Annotated in this window: 21 protein-coding genes and 1 pseudogene; 13 read left to right on the top strand and 9 right to left on the bottom strand. The window is 69.4% G+C overall.

What is annotated here, in order from left to right; translation table 11 throughout:
- Nucleotides 1-257 precede the first annotated feature (257 nt).
- On the bottom strand, nucleotides 258-1,658 hold the full coding sequence (gene radA, locus ACFWF2_RS24165; protein WP_379077442.1) for a DNA repair protein RadA: 1,401 nt from the start codon (nucleotides 1,656-1,658) through the stop codon (nucleotides 258-260).
- Between the two features lie 78 nt (nucleotides 1,659-1,736).
- Entirely contained in the window at nucleotides 1,737-2,465 is a 729-nt protein-coding gene (locus ACFWF2_RS24170) for a hypothetical protein (protein WP_379309721.1), read from the bottom strand.
- Nucleotides 2,466-2,817: 352 nt separating this feature from the next.
- Between ACFWF2_RS24170 and carD the strand changes: the two genes are divergently transcribed.
- The 6 genes and pseudogenes from carD (at nucleotide 2,818) to ACFWF2_RS24200 (ending at nucleotide 7,426) form a co-directional block, all read left to right on the top strand.
- Nucleotides 2,818-3,306 carry an RNA polymerase-binding transcription factor CarD gene (carD, locus tag ACFWF2_RS24175; RefSeq protein WP_019044685.1) on the top strand — a complete coding sequence of 163 codons (489 nt, stop codon included), beginning with the start codon at nucleotides 2,818-2,820 and terminating at the stop codon, nucleotides 3,304-3,306.
- A 1-nt stretch (nucleotide 3,307) separates the two neighbouring features.
- Nucleotides 3,308-3,985: pseudogene (ispD, locus tag ACFWF2_RS24180) on the top strand (2-C-methyl-D-erythritol 4-phosphate cytidylyltransferase); the annotation flags it as partial.
- Between the two features lie 125 nt (nucleotides 3,986-4,110).
- On the top strand, nucleotides 4,111-4,578 hold the full coding sequence (gene ispF, locus ACFWF2_RS24185; RefSeq protein ID WP_379309722.1) for a 2-C-methyl-D-erythritol 2,4-cyclodiphosphate synthase: 468 nt from the start codon (nucleotides 4,111-4,113) through the stop codon (nucleotides 4,576-4,578).
- A gap of 132 nt (nucleotides 4,579-4,710) precedes the next feature.
- Nucleotides 4,711-6,114: a cysteine--tRNA ligase gene (gene cysS / locus ACFWF2_RS24190; RefSeq protein ID WP_379309723.1), complete on the top strand. Its 1,404-nt coding sequence runs from the start codon at nucleotides 4,711-4,713 to the stop codon at nucleotides 6,112-6,114.
- Nucleotides 6,114-7,097, top strand: coding sequence for a 23S rRNA (guanosine(2251)-2'-O)-methyltransferase RlmB (gene rlmB, locus ACFWF2_RS24195; RefSeq protein WP_379309724.1), 984 nt, complete (start codon nucleotides 6,114-6,116; stop codon nucleotides 7,095-7,097). The genes cysS and rlmB overlap by 1 nt, the downstream gene beginning before the upstream one ends.
- 50 nt (nucleotides 7,098-7,147) lie before the next feature.
- Nucleotides 7,148-7,426, top strand: coding sequence for a DUF4190 domain-containing protein (locus tag ACFWF2_RS24200; RefSeq protein WP_378846185.1), 279 nt, complete (start codon nucleotides 7,148-7,150; stop codon nucleotides 7,424-7,426).
- A gap of 3 nt (nucleotides 7,427-7,429) precedes the next feature.
- On the opposite strand, the gene ACFWF2_RS24205 is transcribed toward ACFWF2_RS24200, so the two are convergent.
- From ACFWF2_RS24205 to ACFWF2_RS24225, 5 genes are all read right to left on the bottom strand, one after another.
- On the bottom strand, nucleotides 7,430-8,233 hold the full coding sequence (locus tag ACFWF2_RS24205; protein WP_379309725.1) for an enoyl-CoA hydratase/isomerase family protein: 804 nt from the start codon (nucleotides 8,231-8,233) through the stop codon (nucleotides 7,430-7,432).
- A gap of 97 nt (nucleotides 8,234-8,330) precedes the next feature.
- Nucleotides 8,331-9,503 carry an acyl-CoA dehydrogenase family protein gene (locus ACFWF2_RS24210; protein ID WP_379309726.1) on the bottom strand — a complete coding sequence of 391 codons (1,173 nt, stop codon included), beginning with the start codon at nucleotides 9,501-9,503 and terminating at the stop codon, nucleotides 8,331-8,333.
- Between the two features lie 111 nt (nucleotides 9,504-9,614).
- Complete coding sequence (locus ACFWF2_RS24215; RefSeq protein WP_379309752.1) at nucleotides 9,615-10,484, bottom strand: metal ABC transporter permease; 870 nt, start codon at nucleotides 10,482-10,484, stop codon at nucleotides 9,615-9,617.
- The gene (locus ACFWF2_RS24220) at nucleotides 10,481-11,326 is read right to left on the bottom strand and encodes a metal ABC transporter ATP-binding protein (protein ID WP_379309728.1); all 846 of its coding nucleotides are present in this window, start codon (nucleotides 11,324-11,326) and stop codon (nucleotides 10,481-10,483) included. Before ACFWF2_RS24220 ends, ACFWF2_RS24215 begins: the two co-directional genes overlap by 4 nt.
- A gap of 9 nt (nucleotides 11,327-11,335) precedes the next feature.
- Nucleotides 11,336-12,220, bottom strand: a complete 885-nt coding sequence (locus tag ACFWF2_RS24225) for a metal ABC transporter solute-binding protein, Zn/Mn family (RefSeq protein ID WP_379309729.1) — start codon at nucleotides 12,218-12,220, stop codon at nucleotides 11,336-11,338.
- 506 nt (nucleotides 12,221-12,726) lie between these two features.
- Here ACFWF2_RS24225 and ACFWF2_RS24230 point away from each other — a divergent pair.
- Nucleotides 12,727-13,410, top strand: a complete 684-nt coding sequence (locus tag ACFWF2_RS24230; protein WP_379309731.1) for a hypothetical protein — start codon at nucleotides 12,727-12,729, stop codon at nucleotides 13,408-13,410.
- Between the two features lie 61 nt (nucleotides 13,411-13,471).
- Here ACFWF2_RS24230 and otsB read toward each other — a convergent pair whose 3' ends face one another.
- Nucleotides 13,472-16,042 carry a trehalose-phosphatase gene (gene otsB / locus ACFWF2_RS24235; RefSeq protein ID WP_379309732.1) on the bottom strand — a complete coding sequence of 857 codons (2,571 nt, stop codon included), beginning with the start codon at nucleotides 16,040-16,042 and terminating at the stop codon, nucleotides 13,472-13,474.
- Nucleotides 16,043-16,354: 312 nt separating this feature from the next.
- The gene (kstR, locus tag ACFWF2_RS24240) at nucleotides 16,355-16,969 is read right to left on the bottom strand and encodes a cholesterol catabolism transcriptional regulator KstR (protein WP_218720591.1); all 615 of its coding nucleotides are present in this window, start codon (nucleotides 16,967-16,969) and stop codon (nucleotides 16,355-16,357) included.
- 126 nt (nucleotides 16,970-17,095) lie between these two features.
- Here kstR and ACFWF2_RS24245 point away from each other — a divergent pair, with 126 nt between their 5' ends.
- Genes ACFWF2_RS24245 through ACFWF2_RS24270 form a run of 6 tightly spaced genes read left to right on the top strand, consistent with a single transcriptional unit; the run spans nucleotide 17,096 to nucleotide 23,977 of the window.
- Nucleotides 17,096-19,216, top strand: a complete 2,121-nt coding sequence (locus tag ACFWF2_RS24245) for an acyl-CoA dehydrogenase family protein (RefSeq protein WP_379309733.1) — start codon at nucleotides 17,096-17,098, stop codon at nucleotides 19,214-19,216.
- Between the two features lie 4 nt (nucleotides 19,217-19,220).
- Nucleotides 19,221-20,303, top strand: coding sequence for an acyl-CoA dehydrogenase family protein (locus ACFWF2_RS24250; RefSeq protein ID WP_379309734.1), 1,083 nt, complete (start codon nucleotides 19,221-19,223; stop codon nucleotides 20,301-20,303).
- Complete coding sequence (locus ACFWF2_RS24255; RefSeq protein ID WP_379309735.1) at nucleotides 20,288-21,451, top strand: acyl-CoA dehydrogenase family protein; 1,164 nt, start codon at nucleotides 20,288-20,290, stop codon at nucleotides 21,449-21,451. Before ACFWF2_RS24250 ends, ACFWF2_RS24255 begins: the two co-directional genes overlap by 16 nt.
- Nucleotides 21,448-22,392, top strand: a complete 945-nt coding sequence (locus ACFWF2_RS24260; RefSeq protein WP_379309737.1) for a bifunctional MaoC family dehydratase N-terminal/OB-fold nucleic acid binding domain-containing protein — start codon at nucleotides 21,448-21,450, stop codon at nucleotides 22,390-22,392. The genes ACFWF2_RS24255 and ACFWF2_RS24260 overlap by 4 nt, the downstream gene beginning before the upstream one ends.
- Complete coding sequence (locus ACFWF2_RS24265) at nucleotides 22,389-22,811, top strand: MaoC family dehydratase (protein ID WP_379309738.1); 423 nt, start codon at nucleotides 22,389-22,391, stop codon at nucleotides 22,809-22,811. The genes ACFWF2_RS24260 and ACFWF2_RS24265 overlap by 4 nt, the downstream gene beginning before the upstream one ends.
- Complete coding sequence (locus ACFWF2_RS24270) at nucleotides 22,808-23,977, top strand: lipid-transfer protein (protein WP_379309739.1); 1,170 nt, start codon at nucleotides 22,808-22,810, stop codon at nucleotides 23,975-23,977. The genes ACFWF2_RS24265 and ACFWF2_RS24270 overlap by 4 nt, the downstream gene beginning before the upstream one ends.

Consider the following 23,977-nt stretch of genomic DNA (forward strand, 5'->3'; position numbering starts at 1 on the left):
GGCACCGTTGCTTGCTACTTCGTCGCGTACGCAACGGCGCCTGACCGGCGGGACGGCCGCGACGGTCGCTTCGCGGCCTGCCCCTCCTCGAGGTCGGGGCGTGCGGGGCTGGTTGGGAATGGTCGGCATTGTGCGGGTGCGCTGTAGGTCACATGTTCAAGTTGGGGCGGTTTGCAAGCTTCGCATGATCGATGCGCGCGTCAATGGTTGTTGGCACGGAAATGCCGAATTCCGGTGATATCGGCGGTTTGCCGGGGTTATTCCACGGGGACCGGGTCGCGGGGTGCGCGGGATTTGCGGAGTTCGGCCAGCCGCAGGGCCGAACGGAGGTCGCCGACCTCATGGATACGCATCGAACCGATCTTGGTTTTCTCCGAACCGGGCGGGACGAGGGCGGTGGTGAAGCCGAGGCGCTCGGCCTCGGCGAGCCGCCGGCCAAGGCCGGTGACCTTGCGGACTTCCCCTGCCAGGCCCACCTCGCCGAGGATCACCCAGCCCGCGGGCAGCGCGATATCGGCCTCGGCGGAGGCGATGGCCAGGGCGATGGCGAGGTCGGCGGTCGGCTCTACCAGGCGCATGCCGCCGACGGTCGCGGCATAGACGTCGTGCTTGCCGAGGAACACCCGGCCCCGGCTTTGCAGCACGGCCAGCACCATGGCCACCCGGTTGTAGTCCAGGCCGCTCACGGCACGGCGGGGCTGGGGGATCTCGGTCTTGACGGTCAGGCCCTGCACCTCGGCGACCAGCGGGCGTTTACCGTCCATCGCCACGGTGACCGCGGTGCCGGGGACGGTGTCGGTGCGGTGGTGCAGGAACAGCCCGGACGGGTCGTCGACACAGGCGATGCCGTCCTCGTGCAGTTCGAAACAGCCCACCTCGTCGGCACTGCCGAAGCGGTTCTTGATGCCGCGGATCATGCGCAGTGTGGAGTTCTTGTCGCCCTCGAATTGCAGCACCACGTCGACGAGATGCTCGAGCGTGCGCGGCCCGGCGACATTGCCGTCCTTGGTGACATGGCCGACCAGCAGCACGGCGATCCCGCTGGCCTTGGCCAGCGAGGTCAGCGCCGCGGTCACCGCGCGCACCTGGGTGACGCCGCCGATCACGCCGTCCACCTCGGGCGCGAGCATCGTCTGCACGGAGTCGACCACCAGCAGCGTCGGCCGCACCTGTTCCACGTGCCCGAGCACGATCGACAGGTCCGATTCGGCGGCCAGGTACACCCGGTCGTGCACGGCGCCGGTGCGGTCGGCCCGCAGGCGCACCTGCCCCGCGGATTCCTCGGCCGTCACATACAGCGAGGTCTCGCTGCGCTGAGCCGCCCACCGGTGGGCGACCTCGAGCAACAGGGTCGACTTGCCGACGCCCGGCTCACCCGAGAGCAGCACCACCGAACCCGGCACGACACCGCCGCCGAGCACCCGATCCAGCTCGCTGACCCCCGTCGACCGCGCCTGGGTGACCTTGGCGTCGATCTGCGACAGCGGGGCGGCCGCCGTGGTCGGCAGCATCGCGCGCCGCCCCGGCGCCGCTGCGGACGCGGACGCGGCGGTCTCGTTCACCGTCCCCCAGGCGCCGCACTCGGGGCATTTCCCCACCCACTTGGACACCTCGTGCGAGCACGCGGTGCACCGGAAGACAGCTTTGGTCTTGGCCACACGCGCACCCTACGGATCGGCTCCGACAAAAAGAAAAGCCGCCGCGATCACCGCGACGGCTTCCCTGCTGCACCGAAATCAGTGCCCGCCGCTGCCCTCGGGGGCGGGGCCGGACTTCTCGTTCTCGACGCGCTCGAACGCGGCGGCGTCGACCGGGACGGCCACCTGCACGGTGCCGCCGTCCTTGAAGTTGAAGGTGACGTTGTAGGTCAGACCCGGATCGATCTCCTTGGTCAGACCGGTGATCTCGATCGTGCCCGGCTTCGCTTCGGGATCGATGGACGGCTTGTCGCCCGCCGGAGCCGCCGTGGTGGTCGGCGCGCCCGTGGTGGTCGGGACTGCCGTGGTGGTCGGCGCGGCCGTGGTGGTCGGCGCCGCGCCGTGGTGGTCGTCCGACTGGGCGGCGGCGACCTTGACCGGGCCCGCGACGACGGTCTGCTGCGGCTTCAGCACGAACTTGGCGTCGCCCGCCGGACCGGTGAGTTTGACCTGACCGAGGTCGGTGGTCACGCTGGTCAGCTCGTCGGTGACGGTTTCGCTGTTGTTGATGATCGACAGGGCGATCACCGCTTTGCCACCCTTGTCGTGCTCGGCGGCTGCCTCGGGGTACACGATATGCACGTTGCGCAGCGAGATGTCGCCGACGTCGGCGTGGTTGCCGTTGATGGCGGCGGCCTGCGACGCCGTCTGGGCGTGCTGGCCGGCGCTGCAGCCGGTCAGGGCGATGCCCGCGGCAGCGGCGAGCGCGGCAACCGTCACCATGCGACGTCGCGCCGACGGGGCGGTCACAGCTTTCAGGGCAGTCACGGTTTGTCCTCCATGTCGACCGGGCTCACTCCGTCCACACAGGGGATCGGAGGGTAGTAACTAGGCAGCGTAGTAGTTCGCTCCGCGCACGTGGCGTCCGGGCTCGCGACGCGCGGGCGCGGAAGTAACAGTTCGGTGTCCGGAGCGGGGTTGCCGGATCGATGCCGGCCGCGTGCGCCCCGATGACGGCTCGCTGTGCTGGTGGTTAACCCGTTCTGGCGCAACACAATGCACAACAATTCCGCGTTGTCAACCCCTACGATGGCCTCGTTGTGGCCCTGACCTGCACAGTTGATCGCGCCGTTATCGAGTCGCATGTTAAACTGTGAACATCGAAAGGGGCACGGGACACATGATTTTTAAGGTCGGAGACACCGTCGTTTACCCCCACCACGGAGCGGCGCTGATCGAAGCAATCGAGACCCGCACCATCAAGGGTGTGCAGAAAGAGTATCTGGTCCTGAAGGTCGCGCAAGGTGACCTGACCGTTCGGGTTCCCGCAGAGAACGCCGAATATGTCGGCGTCCGTGACGTCGTCGGCCAGGAGGGTCTCGACCGCGTCTTCCAGGTGCTGCGCGCGCCACACACGGAGGAGCCGACCAACTGGTCCCGCCGTTACAAGGCCAACCTCGAGAAGCTCGCCTCCGGCGATGTGAACAAGGTGGCCGAGGTCGTGCGTGACCTGTGGCGTCGTGAGCAGGATCGCGGCCTGTCCGCCGGTGAGAAGCGGATGCTGGCCAAGGCCCGTCAGATCCTCGTCGGTGAGCTCGCGCTCGCCGAGGGCACCGACGACGGCAAGGCCGAATCGCTGCTCGACGAGGTCCTCGCCGCGGCTTCCTAGAGTGCGACCTGTCGTAGCACTGGTCCCTGCCGCCGGTCGTGGCGTGCGCCTGGGTGAATCCACCCCGAAGGCGTTCGTCCCGGTCGGCGGCACACCTATGGTCCGGTTGGCCGTCGACGGGCTGATCGCGTCCGGTGCGGTGCACCGGGTCGTCGTGGTCGTGCCCGCCGACCTGGTCGATGCCGCGTCCGCTCTGCTGTCCACCACCTCACTGACCGGCGGTTCGATGCCCCCTGTGCCGGTGCAGGTCGTCGTTGGCGGCGCCGAGCGCACCGATTCGGTGCGCGCCGGGATCGCGGCCGCGCCCGATGCCGCGTTCTATCTCGTGCACGATGCCGCTCGCGCGCTCACTCCACCGGAGCTGATCGCGCGGGTGGCCGCCGAGCTGCAGGCGGGTAGTCCCGCCGTCGTCCCCGCCCTGCCGGTCGTCGATACCGTGAAAGCGGTCGACGACGCGGGCGTGGTGACCGGCACCCCCGATCGCGCCCACCTGCGCGCCATCCAGACTCCGCAGGGCTTCGCCGCCGACCTCCTGCGCGAGGCGTACGCCACCGAGGTCGGCGCGACCGACGACGCGGGCCTGGTCGAACGCCTCGGCGTCGCCGTGCGCACCGTCGCGGGCGACCCGCTCGCCTTCAAAATCACGACCCCACTCGACCTGCGCCTGGCTGAATCGCTGTGCGCCGATCGAGTGTCCGCTGCGGGCGACCCTGCCGCCGGCGGGGAAGACACCGTCGCGCGCGGAGCGGAGGCCGCGCGCCCGACTCCGGCCGTCGCGGAGCGTCCCGATCAGGCGGTCGTCCGATGAGAGTCGGAATCGGCAGCGACGTGCACCCCATCGAGCCCGGCCGCCCCTGCTGGATGGCGGGCCTGTTGTTTCCCGATGCCGACGGTTGCGCCGGGCACTCCGACGGTGACGTCGCCGCGCACGCCCTCTGCGACGCTCTGCTGTCCGCCGCCGGTCTCGGCGATGTCGGTGCCGTCTTCGGCGTCGGCCGTCCCGAGTGGGCCGGGGTCACCGGCGCCGCCATGCTCACCGAGGTCCGCAGGCTGCTGGCCGAGGAGGGCTTCGAGGTCGTCAACGCGGCGGTGCAGGTCATCGGCAATCGTCCGAAGATTGGGCCGCGCCGCGTCGAGGCGCAAAAAGTGCTCGGTGAGCTGCTCGACGCCCCGGTCTCGGTTTCCGGCACCACCACGGACGGTCTCGGGTTGACCGGCCGTGGTGAAGGCGTCGCGGCCATCGCCACCTGTCTGATCGCGGCGTGTTCGTAGCCCTCACGGGCCCCGAAAATTTCCTGCCGCACCACGCGTTCTCGCCGCTTCGTTCCGCCGTCGTAGTACCACGGCGAGCCACGAACCGGCCGGTCATCTCCACCACCATCCCACCGACTAGGATCGAATGCCGTGACCTTGCGCCTTTTTGACACCGACACGCGGACCCTGCGGGAATTCACCCCGCTGGTCCCCGGCCGTGCCTCGGTGTATCTGTGTGGGGCCACCGTGCAGGGTCAGCCCCATATCGGGCATGTGCGCAGCGGCGTCGCCTTCGACGTGCTGCGCCGCTGGCTGCTCGCGCACGACTACGACGTGTGGTTCATCCGCAATGTCACCGATATCGACGACAAGATCCTGAACAAGGCGGCCGAGGCGGGCAGGCCGTGGTGGGAGTGGGCCGCCACGCACGAGCGCGCCTTCGACTCCGCCTACGAGGTGCTCGGTGTGCTGCCGCCCTCGGCCGAACCACGCGCCACCGGCCACATCACCCAGATGGTCGGGCTGATGGAGCGGCTGATCGAGCGCGGGCACGCCTACGCCGCCGACGGCGACGTCTACTTCGACGTGCTGAGCTGGCCCAGCTACGGCGAGCTGTCCGGCCACAAACTCGACGACGTGCACCAGGGCGAGACCCCGACCCGCGGCAAGCGCGACCCCCGCGACTTCACGCTGTGGAAGGCCGCCAAGCCAGGCGAGCCGAGCTGGCCGTCACCGTGGGGCCCCGGCCGCCCCGGCTGGCACCTGGAATGCTCCGCGATGGCCGAGTTCTATCTCGGCCCCGAATTCGATATCCACTGCGGTGGAATGGATTTGATTTTCCCGCACCACGAGAACGAGATCGCTCAGTCCAAAGCGTCCGGCGACGGATTCGCGCGTTACTGGCTGCACAACGGCTGGGTGACGATGGGCGGGGAGAAGATGTCGAAGTCGCTCGGCAATGTGCTCTCGGTGCCGAATGTGCTCAGCCGGGTCCGCCCGGTCGAATTGCGTTTCTACTTGGGCAGCGCGCATTACCGTTCGATGCTCGAATATTCCGACAAAGCGCTCGACGACGCGGTCGCCTCGTATCAGCGCATCGAAGCATTCGTCCATCGCGTGCTCGACCGGGTCGGCGAGGTCCCGGTCGGTAAATGGACCGACGGATTCGCCGCCGCGCTCGACGACGATCTGGCGATCCCGAAGGCGCTGGCCGAAATTCACCATGTGGTGCACGAGGGCAATCGCGCGCTGGAGGCGGGCGCGGTCGAGACGGCCGCCGAGCTGGCGGGCCAGGTCCGCGCGATGCTCGGCATCCTCGGCGCCGACCCGCTCGACGCGCACTGGTACACCCCCGCCGACAACTCGGCGGCGCTCGACGCGCTCGATGTGCTGGTCCGCTCCGAGCTGGATCGCCGGGCGAGCGCGCGGGCGGAGAAGAACTGGGCAGAAGCCGATGCCGCACGGGATCGGCTTGTCGCAGCGGGTATCGAGGTCACCGATACCCCGCAGGGGCCGGAATGGTCGCTGGGCGCATCGAGCGGAAAGGCGAACTGATGGCAGGCAATTCACAGCGACGCGGAGCGATCAGGAAGGGCGGCACCAAGAAGGGTGCCGTCGTCGGCTCCGGCGGCAAGCGCCGCCGCGGTCTGGAGGGCAGGGGCGCGACCCCGCCCGCCACGGAGCGCACCAAGCATCCCGCCGCCAAGCGCGCCGCAGCCGCGGCGAAAGCCAAAGCGGCGCAGTCGCGTCCGTCCGGCAAGGCCGGTGTGCCGCGGGTCGGCCGCAAGTCCGACGACGGTCCCGAGCTGGTGCTCGGCCGCAACCCGGTGCTCGAGTGCCTGCGCGCCGAGGTCCCCGCGACCGCGCTGTACGTGGCCGTCGGCACCGAGAACGACGACCGGCTCTCCGAGAGCGTGCAGCGCGCCGCCGACCTCGGCATCTCGATCCTGGAGGTGCCGCGCACCGATCTGGATCGGTTGAGCGCCAACGGTTTGCACCAGGGCGTCGCCCTGCAGGTGCCGCCGTACCGCTACGCCCACCCCGACGACCTGATGGACCGGGTGAAGACCTCCGGCGAGCCAGGTCTGCTCGTCGCCCTGGACAACATCTCCGATCCGCGTAACCTCGGTGCGGTCATCCGCTCGGTGGCCGCGTTCGGCGGTCAGGGCGTGGTGATTCCGCAGCGTCGCAGTGCCAGCGTGACCGCGGTGGCGTGGCGCACCAGCGCGGGCGCCGCGGCCCGGCTGCCCGTCGCCAGGGCGACCAACCTGACCCGCACGCTCAAGGACTGGGCCGCGCAGGGCTTCCAGATCGTCGGCCTGGACGCCGGTGGCGACACCCCCCTCGACGAATTCGACGGCAGCATGCCGACGGTCGTCGTCGTCGGCTCCGAGGGCAAGGGCCTGTCGCGCCTGGTTCGGGAGAACTGCGACTCGATCCTGAGCATCCCGATGGCCGGTCCGGTCGAGTCGCTCAACGCCTCGGTCGCCGCCGGTGTCGTGCTCGCCGACATCGCGAGACAGCGCCGTCTGGGCTGACTCCGCGCGGTTTCCGGGCAAATCCGCTCTGTCACCGTAGAATTCGGTGCGTGGCGATACCCAACCAGCCGATCGGTGAGACGGTCGAGCACCCGCAGGCGAACCTGATCCTCGTGCTCGGGCTGCTCAGCCCGTTCTGCTGCGGGATCTTCGGGCCGGTCGCGTGGGTGCTCGGCAAGCGGGCGCTCAACGAGATCGACGCGTCCTACGGCGCGCTGTCCGGGCGCTCCCAGGTGACGATCGGGTACATCGCGGGCATCATCGGCACCATCCTGATGGTGCTGTTCGCGTTGCTGTACCTGGCGGGCTCCTGCAACGGTAATTTCTGAGCGTCAGTCCAGGCTGGGACGTTCCGCGGGGACGTCCCAGGCAGGCCATTCGGTGCTGACGCGGCCCGTCCACTTCGGCTGACGCCGTTCCTTGAACGCGGCCATCGCCTCACCGCCGTCGATGCTCTTGGCGACGTGGGTGTTGAGCTCGGTTTCGAGCTGCCCGACGACGGCAGGCGTCATGCCGAGGCTCTCCCACAGCAGCCGCTTGGTCAGCGCGACCGGCAGCGGCGCCGGCCCGTTGGCGATGTCGTTGGCGACCGACAGCGCGGTCGGCAGCACCTCGCCCGCCGGCAGGCTGGCATTGGCCAGACCCATCGACTTGGCCTCGTCGCCGTCGAAGGTGCGCCCGGTCAGCATGATGTCGGCGGCGTTGGCCAGTCCGGCCAGCCGCGGCACCGTCCAGTGCGCGTAGCCGTCGGCGAGCACGCCACGGCGCACCTGGCTGAGCCCGTAGACGGCGTCGTCGGCGAAGTACCGCAGATCGCATTGCAGAGCCAGCGCCAGCCCGATCCCGACCGCGTGGCCGTTGACGGCGGCGATCACCGGCTTGCGGACCTGCCACGGCGGCGGGTCGAGGGTGGCGCTCACCTCGCCGGCCCTGGCCGACAGATCGGCGCCCGCGCAGAAGGCGGGCCCGGTGCCGGTGATGACGACGGCGCGGATCGCGTCCTCGATGTCGCAGCGGTGCAGCGCGGCGCTCAGTTCGGCCGCCATCGTCGGGGTGACGGCGTTCTGCTGCGCGGGACGGTTGAGCGTGAGCACGGCGACCCCGGCAGAGACATCGACGAGCAGTTCCGAACTCATGGGATCGAATGGTACTAGCGGCCGGGCGTCAGCGGCCGGAGACGGTAGCTTGCGTAGCCGCGGAGGCTGCCGACCGGCCGCTGGATCGAACACGGATCTACTCGCGGAGCAAGTGCCGCCCGATGGCGTATTTGTGGACTTCGGTCGGGCCGTCGTAGAGGCGGAACGCGCGCATGTCCCGGAACAGCATCTCCACGACCGTCTCGTCGCTGATTCCGATCCCGCCGAGCACCTGCACACAACGGTCGGTGACCTTGAACAGCTCCTCGGAGACATAGGACTTGGCCATCGACGATTCGTGCCTGGCCTGCTGGCCCTGATCCATCAGCCAGCAGCTGTGCCAGATGGTCAGCCTGCACTGGTGCAGCGCCACCTCGTTGTCGGCGAGCATGAACGACACGCCCTCGTGTTCGCCGATCGGCCTGCCGAAGGCGGTGCGGGTGCGCGCGTAGTCGAGGGCGATGCGCTGGGCGCGTTCGGCCGCGCCGAGCCAGCGCATGCAGTGGGTGAGCCGGGCGGGCGCCAGCCGCAGCTGGGCGTAGCGCAGGGCCTGCCCGGTGCGGCCGAGCACGGCGGACTGCGGCAGCGTGAGGTTCTCGAACCGCACCACCGCGTGCCCGCCGACGTAGTTGCGGTCCATCGTGTTCATGATCCGCTCGATGACGATGCCCTCGGCGTCGCCGTCGGTGAGGAACAGCGTCGGCCCGGCGGGCAGGTGCGGGTTCTCGGCAAGACGCGCCATGATGATCCAGGTCTTGGCCCCGTCGGCGCCGGTGATCAGCCACTTGCGCCCGTTGACGACGAAGTTCTCCCCGTCGAACACCGCCTCGGTGCTCAGCTGCCCGGGATCCGACCCGGCCCCGCCGGGTTCGGTCATCGCGAACACCGAGCGCTGCTCACCCCGGATCGCCGGCATCAGATACCGGTCGACCTGGTCGGGGTCGGCGATCTTGCCGAGCAGGAACATATTGCCCTCGTCGGGCGCCGCGCAGTTCATCGCGACCGGGCCGAGCGTCGACCAGCCCGCGGCCTCGTAGACGAGCGCCTGCTCGACATGGGACAGCCCGAGACCGCCGTATTCGACCGGCGCCTGCACTGTGAGGAGCTTCTCCGCCCGCGCCAGTTCGACGAGTTCGGCGCGCAGTTCGTCGGTCGGCCCGTGCGCGGTCAGGCGCGGATCGCGTTCGAACGGCACGATCTGCTCGGCGACGAAGGCGCGAACCCGATCCCGCAGCGCGGCCAGATCGTCCGGAACACTGAAGTCGATCATGCTGTGTATTTTGCGCGCGTGCGTGCGTGGGTCGCGGCTCTTTGGGCCTATCGCCGGCGTCGGCCCGGAATCGAGACGCGTGGCGCCCAGCCTGCCGACGCCATGGCAGGGTCAGCGCGCGCCGGCCAGCTGCCGGTTGCGGTGTCCGACGAACCGGCACACCAGGTAGATGGTGAACGAGATCCCGGTGACGAAGGTCGACACCGGCACACCCGGCGCCAGCGACAACAGCAACCCGCCCACCGCGGACACCTCGGCGAAGATCACCGACAACACCGTCGCCCGCAACGGACTCGCGGTCAGCTGCGCGGCAGCGGCCGCCGGGGTGATCAGCAGCGCGAGCACCAGCAGCGCGCCGACGATCTGCACGCCGAACGCGGCGGTGATGCCGAGCAGCACCGCGAACACCACCGACAGCGCCCGCACCGGCACCCCGCGCGCGATCGCGACCTCGGGATCGGAGCTGGCGAACAGCAGCGGCCGGTAGACAACGGCCAGCACCGCGAGCACGGCCGCGGTGCAGGTGACCAGCAGCGCCAGCCCGTCGTAGCCGACGCTGGCGACCTGCCCGGTCAGCAGCGAGAACTTCGACCCGGCCCGGTCGGGCGCGAGCCACAGGAACAGCACCGACAGGCCGAGCCCGAACGAGAGCACCACCGCGATCACCGAATCACGCTCGCGCGCACGGGAACCCAGCCAGCCGAACAGCACGGCCGCGACCACCGACCCGGCGATCGCGCCGATCCCGACCCCGACACCGGCCAGCAGCGCCGCCGACGCGCCGGTCAGCGAGAGCTCGCTGGTGCCGTGCACGGCGAACGACATCTGCCTGCTGACGATCAGCGGCCCGATCAGTCCGGCGAGCAGACCGAGCAGCGCGCTCGCCAGCAGCGCCTGCTGCACGAAGTCGTAGGTGAGCAGGTCGGCGGTGGTGCCGACGTCGAACATCTGGTGCAGGACCTTGGTGAGCTTGTCCATCAGGCGGTACCGCCGAGGGCGTCCATGTCGTCGCCGGTCCCGACGACGACCAGCCGGTCGCGCACCCGCAGCACCTCGACCTCGGTGCCGTAGAGCTCCGAGAGCGTCGCCGAGGTCATCACCTCGTCGGGCGTGCCGATCCGGAACTCGCCGTCGACGAGGTAGAGCACCCGGTCGACCAGCGGCAGGATCGGGTTGATCTCGTGGGTGACGAACAGGACCGCCGTGTCGTGCTCGCGGCGGCGCTTGTCGACGAGTTCGGCGACCAGCCGCTGATTGGCCAGGTCAAGGCTCAGCAGCGGCTCGTCGCACAGCAGCACCGACGGATCGCCGACGAGCGCCTGCGCGACCCGCAGCCGCTGCTGTTCACCACCGGAGAGCGTCTCGAGCGGAGCATGCGCGAAACTCTGCGCCCCGACCGCGGCGACGGCGGCTTCGACCTTGCGCGCCCGTTCACCGCGGCCACGCCAGCCCAGTCCCCAGCGATGCCCGTCGACACCGAGCCCGACGAGATCGACCCCGCGCAACTGCACACCGGCGTCGATGGTCTTCTGCTGCGGGACATAGCCGATGCCGGGATTGCCGACATCGGCCCGCTTGCCCGCGACCTCCGCGGTGCCCGCCGTCAGGCCGAGCTTGCCGAGCAGCACTCGCAGCAGCGAGGTCTTGCCGGAACCGTTGGGACCGAGGACGGCGATGAATTCCCCCGGCGCCACATCGAGGTCGAGGTCGCGCCAGAGGGTGCGCCCGCCGAAGGACAAGGTGGCCCCGCGCAGCCGGATGGCCGCGGTGGCGGACACCGCCGGTGCCGTGACGGTCAGCGCTGCTTCCTCGGTCGTGGACATGTCAGGGCCTCAGCGCAACGCCGCCGCGAGCGCCTTGGCGTTCGCGGTCTGCCACTGGACGTAATCCATTCCGGCAGGCAAGGTCTCGGTGACCTCGACCACGGCGATGCCCGCGGTCTGCGCGGTGGCGCGCAGGTCCTGGGTGATCTTGTCCTCGGTCTGGCTGTTGTAGATCAGCGCCTTGACCTGCTTGCCGGTGATCAGGTCGCGGGTGGCGGCGACGGCGGCCGGGGCCGGGTCGGTCTCCTGCTCGATCGCTTCCTGGAACTCGTGCGGGGTCTTGTCCTGCGCGGTCGCGGCCACCAGCAGGTAGTGCGCGAGCGGCTCGGACTGGGCGACCGGCGCGTTCGGATGCTGGGTGGCGATGGTCCCGGTGATGGTGCTGACGCCGATCAGCTGGTTCTTGAAGGTGGTCGCCCGCTCGGTATAGGCGGCGGCGTTGGCGCTGTCGAGCTCGCCGAGCTGGGCGGCGATCCGGTCGGCGACCGCGGCGACGGTGCTGACGTCGTACCAGACATGCTCGTTCTCGTCGCTCTTGTCGGCCCGCTGCTCGAACGCCTCGACAGTCCGCTTGTCCTTGCCGGAGATCGCCTTCTCGATGAACTCGTCGTAGTGCCCGCCGTTGAACACGACCAGATCGGCATCGCTGATCTTGGCGGTATCGGTGGCCGAGGTCTCGAACGAGTGCGGGTCGGCGGCGGGATCGCTGATGATCGAGGTGACCTGGACATCGGGCCCGGCGACAGCGGTCGCGATGGAGCCCCACACATTCGTGGAGGCCACGATCGACAGGCCATCGGAGTCCTTCGCGCCGTCGCCACAGGCGGTGAGCACGACCGCGGCCGCCACTCCCGCCGTGAGACCTGCACACACGCGGGCGAATCGACTGTTCACGCAGTACTCCTGGCCGTGCTCGATCAGGCAGGCTGTGCCCTAGATCATAATGGAAACCGTTACCGTTTTACTTTAGCAGGAACGAGTACCCGGTACGAACCACACCGAAAAGCCGGGCTCGAGTTCGAGTCGGACTTGTCGAGACCGGCAGCCCCCGCCGACGAGCCGGTATGCCTCCATGGGGCATGCGGCGCACAAGGGAGGCCCCTCTCGCCGGGCGGACTGTAGGCGCGGTTTTATGCTAAGCCATTGCGCCGCTAGGTAATTGGGACTCAGTCGCGGTGAAATGCGAGGGGCGTCCGGATCAATCCGCCCGCGATACCATCGGGGTCTATGAGCACCCCAGGGGGAGAGAACGGGGCCATGTCAGTGGTCCCTGCCAGCGTCCGTGACGTCGGCAACGGCATATTTACTGGTGGCGAGCGGGAACTTGGGGAGAGCACGGCGAAGCCTGGCGGAACTTTTGCGTTGGCGGATACCATCTTGCGTGGTACGGGGGCTTCCAGATGATGACAGCGTTCGTCCTCTTCGTTGCCCCGTTGTGCTGGCTATTGGTGGCGCGCACGCCCCGAATCCGTCTCCGCATCGGCGTGATTCTGGTGTTGATCGCCGTGGCGAAGCTCGCCGTTTTAGAGGAATGGCTGCTGCCTGACTTGCAGTTGACGGCCTTTTCGCTGCTTGTCGTGGTCGACGTGGTGGTCCTCCTGGTAGCTGGATTCATCGCTGATGCGAACGCGGGCAGGCGGATTTCTCCCACGGTGGTCATCGGCTTGATCCTGGGCTGTGCCTACTGCTTCGTTATCCTGGCGGGGACTTTCATGTTCGTCGTGGCTATGGCCGGGGAGCATGCAAGGATGCCGCCCAGCGATATCCTGCCGACGCTGCCGCAAGGGCTCACGATAGTGGCTGACAATGACCAGGGCTGTCGCAGCGGGACTTCCTCGACCTATTGTGATCGTGAGTTCCAAATCGGGAGTACAAACGGTGCGCCGGCCCGCGAGATCGCTGACATGATGGTTCGCCATCTGCAGGACGAGGGCAATTGGCAACTGTTCTACGTCGAGCATGCAAAATGGTGGAAAGCTAGCCGTAGCGAAGGCTGGGGGTTCGACCGCAGCACTATGCATGTCCGGGTCAAGGTTCAGGACGGCAAAACCTGGGTTGCTTTCTCAGACGAAGCGGCCAACTGAGCGTCGAACCGCCGGTCGGTAGCGGGCCGGGCTCGGGGGAGTCCGGCCCGCTACGTCGGGGCTATACCAGTACGTCGGCGGGTTGGCTCAGCAGCTGGGCGCAGCGCAGCAGGCCCAGGTGGCTGTAGGCCTGGGGATGGTTGCCCAGTGAGCGTTCGGCGACGGGGTCGTACTCCTCGCTCAGCAGGCCGGTCGGCCCCGCGGCCGCGACCAGCTGGGCGAACAGTGCCTCGGCGTCCGAGCGCCTGCCGATGAGCAGGTACGCCTCGACCAGCCACGCGGCGCACAGGTGGAACCCGCCCTCGCCGCCGGGCAGGCCGTCGTCGTGGTGGTAGCGGTAGACCGTCGCGCCGCTGCGCAATTCGGCCTCGGTCGCGATGACCGTCGCGGCGAATCGCGGGTCGGCCGGATCGATCAGCCCGCTCAGCCCGATGTGCAGGGTCGCGGCGTCGAGATCGGTGCCGTCGTAGGCGGCGGTGTAGGACTGCACCTCGTCGTTCCAGCCCTTGGCCTTCACCTCGTCGGCGATGGTGTCGCGCAGCAGCGCCCACTCGGGATCGGCCGGGCGGTCGAAGCGCTCGGCCAGGGTCAGCGCGCGATCGATCGTCAGCCAGCCCATCACCTTGGAGTACACGTGGTGACGCGGGTTGCCGCGGATCTCCCAGATGCCGTGGTCGGGCTCGGTCCAGCGCCGCTGCACCGCCGACACCATCGCGTGCACCAGCTCCCAGTCGGGGTCGGGCAGTGCCCTGGCCGGCTCGATGATGCCCTGGCGTTCCCGCTCGTGCGCCATCGAGGTGATCAGGTCGACGATCGGCCCGAACACGTCGAGCTGCACCTGCATGTTCGCCGCGTTGCCGACGCGCACCGGCCGCGAGCCCGCGTAACCGGGCAGCAGGTCGATGACGGCTTCCGGCGGCAGCGTCTCGCCGTAGATCGTGTACAGCGGGTGCAGCCGCTCGGGGCCGGGGAGGGTGTCGAGGACCCGGTGCGTCCAGCCGAGGAACTCCTCGGCCTCGGTCAGCGAGCCCAGCGTCACCAGCGCCTGCGCGGTCAGCGACGCGTCGCGCAGCCAGCAGTACCGGTAGTCCCAGTTGCGCACGCCGCCGATGTCCTCTGGCAGCGAGGTCGTCGCCGCGGCCAGGATCGAGCCGGACGGGCGGTGCACGAGCCCGCGCAGGGTCAGCGCGGAGCGCTTCATCAGATCCGGCTTGAGCGGCGGCAGCTGGAGCCCGGCCGCCCACTGCGACCAGTACTGCTCGGCCAGCTGGCGGCGCTGGTGTTCCGGCGTCATCGACGGCGCGAGGTCTGCGGTGCCGCAGCGCAATTCGAGCACAACCGGTGCGCCGGACGGGTCGACCACCGCGCGCGCCTGCTCGTTGGTGCCGTCGGAGAGGATCTCCCATTGCACGCCGGGCGAGCGCAGCACCATCGGATCGTTGGTGCCGCTGACCCGCAGCCCGCTCGGCACGGATTCGATGCGCACCGGCACCTGGCCGAATTCCGGCCGTGGCGCGAAGGTGACGACGGCCTTCGCGTCACCGGTGATCACGCGGGTCAGGTCGGTGCGGTCGGGGGCGACGTCGTGCGGCAGGTAGTCGGTGACTTGCAAACTGGCCCAGCGGGTTTGGACGGTCATCGTGCCGTCCACGTACCGCTGCGACAGCGGCAGGCCCGCCCGCTCCGGTGCCACGGTGAAATGCCCGGCGTTGGCGCCGCCGAGCAGGTGCGCGAACACCGCCGCCGAATCCGGCTCGGGATGGCAGAACCAGGTGACCGTCGCGTCGGGGGTGAGCAGCGCGACCGAGCGCGGGCTGGCCAGCATGGACAGTCGCTCGATGCGCGGCGCGCTGGCGCCGGCCAGCCAGGTGCGGCGTTCCTCCACCAGGAAGGCCAGCGCCCGCGCCACGTCCTCGGTCGAATCGACCCGCAGCTTGGCCAGGCTCTCGCCGTCGCCGACCTTGATCCCGACATCGGGGCCGGACAGCACCCGGAAGGCCTTCTCGTCGGTGACGTCGTCGCCGAAGAACACGGCGGCCGACGAGCTCTCCTGGTGCCGGATGGTGTCGAGCGCGGTGCCCTTGTCGGTGGGGATCACGGCGAGCTCGATCACCGCCTTGCCCTCGGTCACCTGCACGCCGACCCAGCAGGCCGGGCCCTGACGCACGGAATTCAGTGCGCGCCTGCCGATCTCGGGGCTGGCGTTGCGCACATGCAACGCGGCGCTCGCCGGTTTCATCTCGACGGCGACGCCGGGGTTCTCGGCGGCGATCTGGGCGAATGCGGAGTTGATCTCCGTCAGCAGCTGTTTGGCGTCGTTGTCGATCGCGTGCACGAAGCCGACGTCGAACTCCGAGCCGTGACTGCCGATCAGCTGCACCTCGACCGGCAGGCGCGACAGCGCCGCCAGATCACGTAGTGCCCGACCGGAAATCACCGCCGCCGTCGTGTTCGCCAACCCCGCCAGCGCGCGTAAGGCGCTCACCGATTCCCGTTGGGGAAACGCTTTGGCGGGGTCGGACACGATCGGGGCGATAGTCCCGTCGTAGTCCGAGGCAACCAAGAGCCGTGGCACGCGCGCAACCGACGCCAGTGCACGGCGGACTTCCAAGGGCAGATCCTGTGCGCTCACGCATCCAACCTAGTGATGGGAGGAGTTGATCAGGGGGCGCGAAAAACAATACTGCGTCAATTTTGCCGCGCTGGCGGCGCGGCGGGTTGTGCGCTCGGGTGTCGGCCGGTGACTCGCGACCATGTCGCTAATTCCGGGCCTTTCGCCCATCTGGGCATGCCCTGTTCGCCGAGCTCAGCATGCCCGCGGGCCCGATGGCGACGCCCGCGTGGCTGGTAGATGCATGGTTCCGCATATGCGACGTCGGCTATGCATCTTCCAAGGGGAAGACGCACAGCCGACGCGTGTCAACAGCTGTAGGGGATTTGTCGTCTATCCGCGATCGCCCAGCAACAGGTCGACGGTGAGCTCGAGTCGTTCCGTGACGTCGGTCGCCGACGCGCGCCGGGTGAGCCACGCGACCAGGTTCGACAGCCACACATCGGAGATGACCCTGGCGATGGCGAGCTGACGCTCGTCGGGCTCGCCGTCGCTCATCGCGCGGGCGAAGACCCGGTCCATCACCTTGCCGACGCGATCGACCTCGGCCGCGGCGGAGGCGTCGGCGAACATGAACGCGCGCGTCATGGCCTCGGTGAGCAGCGGGTCGCGCTGCATCATCCGGGTGATCTGGGTCAGCAGGCCGTGCATGCGCTCGGAAGGGCCGTCGCCGGGTAGTGGCCTGCGCTTGCCTTCGAACTGCTCGAATTCCCTGGCCAGCGCCGAGACGAGCAGGTGCACCTTGGACGGGAAGTAGCGGTACAGGGTGCCGACGGCGACATCGGCCCGCTCGGCGACCGCGCGCATCTGGACGGCGTCGTAGCCGCCCTTGGAAGCCAGCGACAGGGTGGCGTCGAGGATCCGCTTGCGGCGCTCCCGCTGAGCGTTGGAGCTCAGTTCGTCCTCCGACAGTGTCGTCACGGTGGGCGTGGGGGCCGGACTGTCCATCGTGGAAACCCTTTCACTGCGTGCGCCTGAAATGTCGGACCAGTGTAGGTCTCTTGACTTACACCCGGCCCGGATATTAGAACATGTTCTAGGAGTGGGAGCCACGCCGGAAGGGCGGTTTTTCTTGTGACCATCGCCACCACTGACGAGCATAAAGCCGCCGCGGAGTCGCTGCGGGGCTGGGCGAGTTCGGTCGCGCCGATTGCAACAATGCGGGCCGGCGGTGCCGGAAGCTGGCACCAGTACTGGCCCGCGCTGACCGAGTTCGGCCTCTTCGAGGTCGCGCTCGACGAGGAGCACGGCGGCTTGGGCGGCACCGTGGCCGACCTGGCCGTGCTGCTGGAACAGACCGCCGACGACCTGGTCGGCGGTCCGGTGCTGGCCACCGCGCTGGCCGGGCTGATCACCCAGGGCGCGGTGACCGGCGGTGCGCCGTGCGGTGTCGCCGTGCCGGGCGAGCGGCCGACCGCGACAGCGGTGGGTTCGGACGCCGACGGCTGGACCGTCACCGGCGCCTGGGAGTACGTCTACGGCGCCGACAAGGACACCCAGGTCCTTGCGCCGGCGAGCACGCCGGACGGCACGCGCTGGTTGCTGCTATCGCCCATTGTGGTGACGATCACGCCGCTGCCGAACGCCGACCACACCGTGCCGCTGGCCAGGGTGGAGGCCGCCGGGGTCGCGGTGTCGTCGAGCTTCGCGCCCGAGGTCGACGTCACCGACCTGTTCGTCGCCCTCGCGGCGGCCGAGCTGGCTGGCATCGCGGGCTGGTGCCTGCGCACCGCGGTCGACTACGCCAAGGTCCGTGAGCAGTTCGGCAAGCCGATCGGCGGGTTCCAGGCGATCAAGCACATCTGCGCCTGGATGCTGTGCCGCACCGAGCTGATCCGTGCCGTCGCCGCCGACGCGGCCGCCGCCATCGATGAGGGCGGCGCCGAACTGCCGATCGCCGCCGCCGTCGCCGCGGCCGCCGCGCTCGACGCCGCGGTCGACACCGCCAAGGACGCCATCCAGGTGCTCGGTGGCATCGGCTTCACCTGGGAACACGACGCGCACTTCTACCTGCGCCGGGCCAGCTCGCTGCGCCAGCTGCTCGGTGGAACGGCGCGCTGGCGGGCCAGGGTCGCCGAACTCACCAGGGCAGGGCAGCGCCGCACCACCGGCGCCGAGCGCGTCCTCGGTGACGCCGCGGGCGATTCCGCGCTGACCGCCGAGATCGCCGCCATCGCCGCGCTGGCGCCCGCCGAGCAGCAGCGCGCGCTGGTCGAGGGCGGCTTCGTGATGCCGCACTGGCCGAAACCGTATGGGCGCGAAGCCGATCCGATGACCTGCCTGCAGATCGCCGAACAGCTGCGCCGCGCCGACCTGGAGACCCCCGACCTGGCCGTCGCGGGCTGGGCGGTGCCGACCCTGCTGCGCTTCGGCACGCCGGAGCAGATCGAGCGCTTCGTCTGGCCGACCCTGCACGGCGAGGTGACCTGGTGCCAGCTGTTCAGCGAACCGGGCGCAGGCTCGGACCTCGCGGCCCTGCGCACCACGGCCGAGAAGGTCGACGGCGGCTGGGTGCTGCGCGGCCAGAAGGTGTGGACGTCGCTGGGGACGATCGCGAACTGGGGCATCTGCCTGGCTCGCACCGATCCCGCCGCGGCCAAGCACCGCGGGATCAGCTACTTCCTCGTCGACATGCGCGCCGCGGGCGTGCAGGTACGCCCGCTGGTCACGATCACCGGTGAGGAACGCTTCAGCGAGGTCTTCCTCGACGACGTCTTCGTCCCCGACGACGGCCTGGTCGGCGCGCTCAACAACGGCTGGAAGATCGCGCGCACCACCCTGTCGGCCGAGCGGGTCGCCATGGGCGGCGGCGGAATCGGCGGCGCGCTGGAGGCGCTGCTCGACCGTTTCCCGGTCGGCGGATGGGGAACTGAACTGCGTGAGGACCGCTTCGGCGACCTGATCACCTCCTCGATCGCGGGCTCCTTGCTGGAGCAGCGGATCGCGGTGGCGACCATGGCCGGAGTCGACGCGGGCGCCCAAGCCAGCGTCCGCAAACTCGTCGGTGTCCGGCACCGGCAGGACCTGGCGGAGTACGCCCTGGAGCTTTCTGAACAAGAAGGCTCCCTGGAAAACGAAGCCCTGAAAGAATTCTTGCTCACACGCTGTCTCTCCATCGCGGGCGGTACCGAGCAGATCCTGTTGACCGTGGCCGCCGAACGGATTCTCGGCCTGCCGCGCGATGCGGACAGTTAGCTCGATGAGGGAGGACGCCGTGGACTTCACCCGCGACGAAAGCGCCGACGCCGTAGCCGAGGTGGTCGTGAGCCTGCTCGAACGTGAGCAGGCCCGAGATATGGAATTGTGGCCGAGCCTGATCGACTCCGGCCTGCTCGCGGTCGCCGTGCCCGAGCAGTTCGGTGGTGACGGCATGGGCCTGCTGGAGGTGTCGGCTCTGCTCATGGAGCTGGCCACCGACGCGGTGGCGGTGCCCGCGCTGCCGACCTTCGGGTTCGGCGTGCTGCCGCTGCTGCCCTCGCTGTCGGAGGAGCTCGCCGGGCGCGTGGTCGCCGAGGTCGGCAAGGGCACCGTGCTCACCGCCGCGCTCAGCGAGCCGGGTGCGCCGTTCACGACCGCGCCGAGCACCAAGGCGGTCCGCGACGGTGACACCGTGCGGATCACCGGCCGCAAGGTCGGCGTGATCTACGCCGAGCAGGCGCGCTGGATCCTGGTGCCCACCGACGCGGGCGTCGCGCTGGTGGAATCGGTCGCGCCGGGGCTCCGGATCATCCCGGTCGCCGGTTCGGCGGGCATCCCGGAGGCGACGCTGGTCCTCGACGAGGTCGAGATCCCGGCCGATCAGCTGCTGCCCGCCGAGGTGCTGCCCCGGCTGCACCGGCACGCGCTGGCCACCATCGGCGCGGTCGCCGACGGCCTGCTCAAGGGCGCGCTCACGCTGACCGCCGAGCACGTGCGCACGCGTGAGCAGTTCGGCAGGCCGCTGGCCGAGTTCCAGGCGGTGGCCCAGCAGATCGCCGACCTGTACGTGGTCTCGCGGACGCTGCACGTGGCCGCGGAATCGGCGTGCTGGGCGCTGGCCCAGGACGACGCGTCGCCCGAGCATCAGAGCCGGATCGACGAGGACCTCGAGGTGCTCGCCTACTGGGCGGCGGCCGAAGTTCCGCGCGCCATGCAGAAATGTCACCACTTGCACGGTGGACTGGGCGTGGATATCACCCACCCGATGCACCGCTACTACTCACAGGCCAAAGACCTCGCCCGTCTGCTCGGCGGCGCGGGCCTGCGCCTCGACCTTCTGGGAGCAAGATGTTCATCGATCTGACCGCCGAGCAGCGGCGGTTGCGCGAAGAATTGCGTTCCTATTTCGCCGATCTCGTCACTCCGGAGGAACACGCCGAGATGGCGGTCAACCGGCACGGCGACGCCTACCGCGAGGTGGTGCGCCGGATGGGCCGCGACGGCTGGCTCGGCGTCGGCTGGCCGAAGGAATTCGGCGGCCAGGGCTTCGGCCCGATGGAACAGCAGATCTTCTTCAACGAGGCGGTGCGCGCCGATGTGCCGCTGCCGCTGGTGACGCTGCTGACCGTCGGCCCGACGCTGCAGAAGTACGGCACCGACGCGCAGAAGCAGAAGTTCCTGCCCGGAATCCTGTCCGGTGACATCCATTTCGCGATCGGCTACTCCGAACCCGAAGCGGGCACCGACCTCGCCGCGCTGCGCACCACCGCGGTGCGCGACGACAGCGGCGACTGGATCGTCAACGGCCAGAAGATCTTCACCACCGGCGCGCACGAGGCCGACTACGTCTGGCTGGCCTGCCGCACCGGTTCGGTGGAGTCGCGGCACCGCGGCATCACCATCCTGATCGTCGACACCAAGGACCCCGGCTACTCCTGGACCCCGATCATCACCTGCGACGGGGCCCACCACACCAACGCCACCTACTTCGACGACGTGCGGGTGCCTGCGGAGATGCTGGTCGGCGAGGAGAACCGCGGCTGGCGCCTGATCACCACCCAGCTCAACCACGAGCGGGTCAGCCTCGGCCCGTCGGGCAAGATCGAGCAGCTCTACGACCGCCTGCACGACTGGTCGGCGCAGCACCAGTTGCTCGGCGAGCCCGAGGTGCGCCGCGCGCTGGGCCGGGTACGCACCATGGTGCGGCTCAACGAGTTGCTGAACTGGCAGGTCGCCGCCGCCGACCCGGCCGCCGCGCAGAACACCGTGATCGCCGACGCCTCGGCCACCAAGATCTTCTCCACCGAATCGCTCCAGGAAGCGGGCCGGGTGGTCGAGGAGATCGTCGGCCGCTACGGCGATCCCGCCGAGCCAGGCACCGCCGAACTGCTCGGCTGGCTGGACCGGCGCACCAAGCAGAACCTCGTCGTCACCTTCGGCGGCGGCGTCAACGAGATCATGCGCGAACTGGTCGCCTCCGCCGGCCTGGAACTGCCGCGCGTCCCCCGATGAGCAAGGAGCAGGGCGTGCAGGAAGCACTGTCGAAACTGGCCGCGGCGGGCGAGTCCGCGCCGCGGGCCGGGCGCGACCCGGTGAACCAGCCGATGATCAACAACTGGGTCGAGGCGATCGGCGACACCAATCCGATCTACGTCGACGAGGCCGCCGCCAAGGCCGCCGGTCACCCCGGCATCGTCGCCCCGCCCGCCATGGCCCAGGTGTGGACGATGAACGGTCTGCACGGCGTGCGCACCGCCGACGACCCGCTCGGCCTGGCCACGCAGCTGCTCGACGACGCGGGCTTCACCTCCGTCGTCGGCACCAACTGCGAGCAGACCTACCACCGCTACCTGCGGCCGGGGGAGGAGGTGACCGTCTCCAGCCGGCTCTCGGAGTTCAAGGGCCCCAAGCGCACCGGGCTCGGCGACGGCTGGTTCCTCACCTTCACCACCACCTGGTCGGTCGGTGACGAGGTGGTCACCGAAATGCTGTTCCGCATCCTGAAATTCGTGCCCGCCGCGAAGGAAGCGCCCGAGGCATCCGATATCGCCCTCGCGCCCGCCGACCGCGTCGGCCCGGTCATCTCCAAGGACACCGAATTCTTCTGGGCCGGTACCGAAATCGGTGAGCTGCGCATCCAGCGGCTGCCCGACGGTTCGCTGCGGCATCCACCGATCCCCGCCCTGTGGCAGGACAAAGCCGAGACCACCGACTACGTGGTCGCCGCTGGCACCGGCACGGTGTTCAGCTTCGTCGTGCACCACGCGCCGAAGGTGCCGGGCCGTGAGTTGCCGTTCGTCGTCGCCCTCGTCGAGCTCGACGAAGGAGTGCGCATGCTCGGTGAGCTGCGCGGCATCGATCCGGCCGAGGTCGCTGTCGGCGTGCCCGTCCGGGTCGCCTTCGAAAAGCTCGCCGACGGAACCGTTCTGCCCTACTGGGAGGCCGCGCAGTGACCGCCACGACCGAACCCACCGCCGTCGCGGTGGGCGACACGCTACCCGAGCTGGTGATCCACGCCGATCCCACTTTCGTGATCAGTACGGCCTTGGCCACCAGGGACTTCCAGGACGTACACCACGACCGCGACAAGGCGGTCGAGCGCGGTTCCAGCGACATCTTCGTCAATATCCTCACCGACACCGGCCTGGTGCAGCGCTTCGTCACCGACTGGGCGGGGCCGCGCGCGCTGGTGAAGTCCATCGCCCTGCGCCTCGGTGTGCCGCTGTATGCCGGTGACACGCTGACCCTTTCGGGCACGGTCACCGACGTGTCCGGCGCGCTGGTCACCCTCGATGTGCGCGGTCGCGACAGCCTCGGCGAGCACATCACGGCCACCGCGGTGATCGCCCTTCCTTCTTTGGAGAACTCATGACGGGCCTGTCCGGGCAAGCCGCGATCGTCGGCATCGGCGCCACCGATTTCTCGAAGGACTCCGGCCGCAGCGAATTGCGTTTGGCCGCGGAGGCCGTCAGTGCCGCGCTGGCCGACGCGGGCCTCACCCCCGCCGACGTCGACGGCCTGACCACCTTCACGATGGACACCAACACCCAGGCCGCCGTGGCCAGGGCCGTCGGCATCCCGAGCCTGAAGTTCTTCAGCCACATCGGTTATGGCGGTGGCGCGGCCTGCGCGACCGTGCAGCAGGCCGCCATGGCGGTGGCCACCGGCGTCGCCGACGTGGTGGTCGCCTACCGTGCGTTCAACGAGCGTTCCGGTGCCAGGTTCGGGCAGTTCTCGCCCGCGCTGGCGGCCGCGCCGACGTCATCGGGCATCGACGCGGGCTGGGCCTACCCGCAGGGTCTCGGCACGCCAGCCGCGCAGGTCGCCATGGTCGCGCGCCGGTACATGCACGTCACCGGCGCGACCAGTGCCGACTTCGGCGCCGTCGCGGTGGCCGACCGCAAGCACGCCGCGGTGAACCCGAACGCCTTCTTCTTCGGCAAGCCGATCACCCTGGAACAGCACCAGGATTCACGCTGGATCGCCGAACCGCTGCACCTGCTCGACTGCTGCCAGGAATCCGACGGCGGCGTCGCCATCGTGGTCACCAGCGCCGAACGCGCCCGCGATCTCCCGCAGCGCCCCGCGATCATCGCGGCCGCCGCCCAGGGCAGCGGCGCCGACCAGTACGTGATGACCAGCTACTACCGCGACGCCATGACCGGCCTGCCGGAAATGGGCCTCGTCGGTGACCAGCTGTGGGCCCAGAGCGGGCTGAGCGCGGCCGACATGCAGGCCGCGATCCTCTACGACCACTTCACCCCGTTCGTGCTCATGCAGCTCGAGGAGCTGGGTTTCTGCGGTCGTGGCGAGGCCAAGGACTTCATCGCCGACGGCGCCATCGAGATCGGCGGCAGGCTCCCGCTCAACACCCACGGCGGCCAGCTGGGCGAGGCCTACATCCACGGCATGAACGGCATCGCCGAAGCCGTCCGCCAGATCCGCGGCACCTCGGTCAACCAGGTCGACGAGCTCGAACGCATCCTCGTCACCGCCGGCACCGGCGTCCCGACCTCGGGCCTGGTGCTCACCGCCTGA

The organism is Nocardia sp. NPDC060259 (assembly GCF_042728775.1).
In the GTDB taxonomy this organism is placed as follows: domain Bacteria; phylum Actinomycetota; class Actinomycetes; order Mycobacteriales; family Mycobacteriaceae; genus Nocardia.

Bases quoted from the DNA above. Each gene is read 5' to 3' on its own strand.
- ACFWF2_RS24205 (WP_379309725.1), bottom strand. From the start codon at position 8,233: ATGAGTTCGGAACTGCTCGTCGATGTCTCTGCCGGGGTCGCCGTGCTC.
- ACFWF2_RS24220 (WP_379309728.1), bottom strand. From the start codon at position 11,326: ATGTCCACGACCGAGGAAGCAGCGCTGACCGTCACGGCACCGGCGGTG.
- rlmB (WP_379309724.1), top strand. From the start codon at position 6,114: ATGGCAGGCAATTCACAGCGACGCGGAGCGATCAGGAAGGGCGGCACC.
- ispF (WP_379309722.1), top strand. From the start codon at position 4,111: ATGAGAGTCGGAATCGGCAGCGACGTGCACCCCATCGAGCCCGGCCGC.
- ACFWF2_RS24255 (WP_379309735.1), top strand. From the start codon at position 20,288: ATGTTCATCGATCTGACCGCCGAGCAGCGGCGGTTGCGCGAAGAATTG.
- ACFWF2_RS24260 (WP_379309737.1), top strand. From the start codon at position 21,448: ATGAGCAAGGAGCAGGGCGTGCAGGAAGCACTGTCGAAACTGGCCGCG.
- carD (WP_019044685.1), top strand. From the start codon at position 2,818: ATGATTTTTAAGGTCGGAGACACCGTCGTTTACCCCCACCACGGAGCG.
- ACFWF2_RS24250 (WP_379309734.1), top strand. From the start codon at position 19,221: ATGAGGGAGGACGCCGTGGACTTCACCCGCGACGAAAGCGCCGACGCC.
- kstR (WP_218720591.1), bottom strand. From the start codon at position 16,969: ATGGACAGTCCGGCCCCCACGCCCACCGTGACGACACTGTCGGAGGAC.
- ACFWF2_RS24210 (WP_379309726.1), bottom strand. From the start codon at position 9,503: ATGATCGACTTCAGTGTTCCGGACGATCTGGCCGCGCTGCGGGATCGG.
- ACFWF2_RS24230 (WP_379309731.1), top strand. From the start codon at position 12,727: ATGATGACAGCGTTCGTCCTCTTCGTTGCCCCGTTGTGCTGGCTATTG.
- ACFWF2_RS24270 (WP_379309739.1), top strand. From the start codon at position 22,808: ATGACGGGCCTGTCCGGGCAAGCCGCGATCGTCGGCATCGGCGCCACC.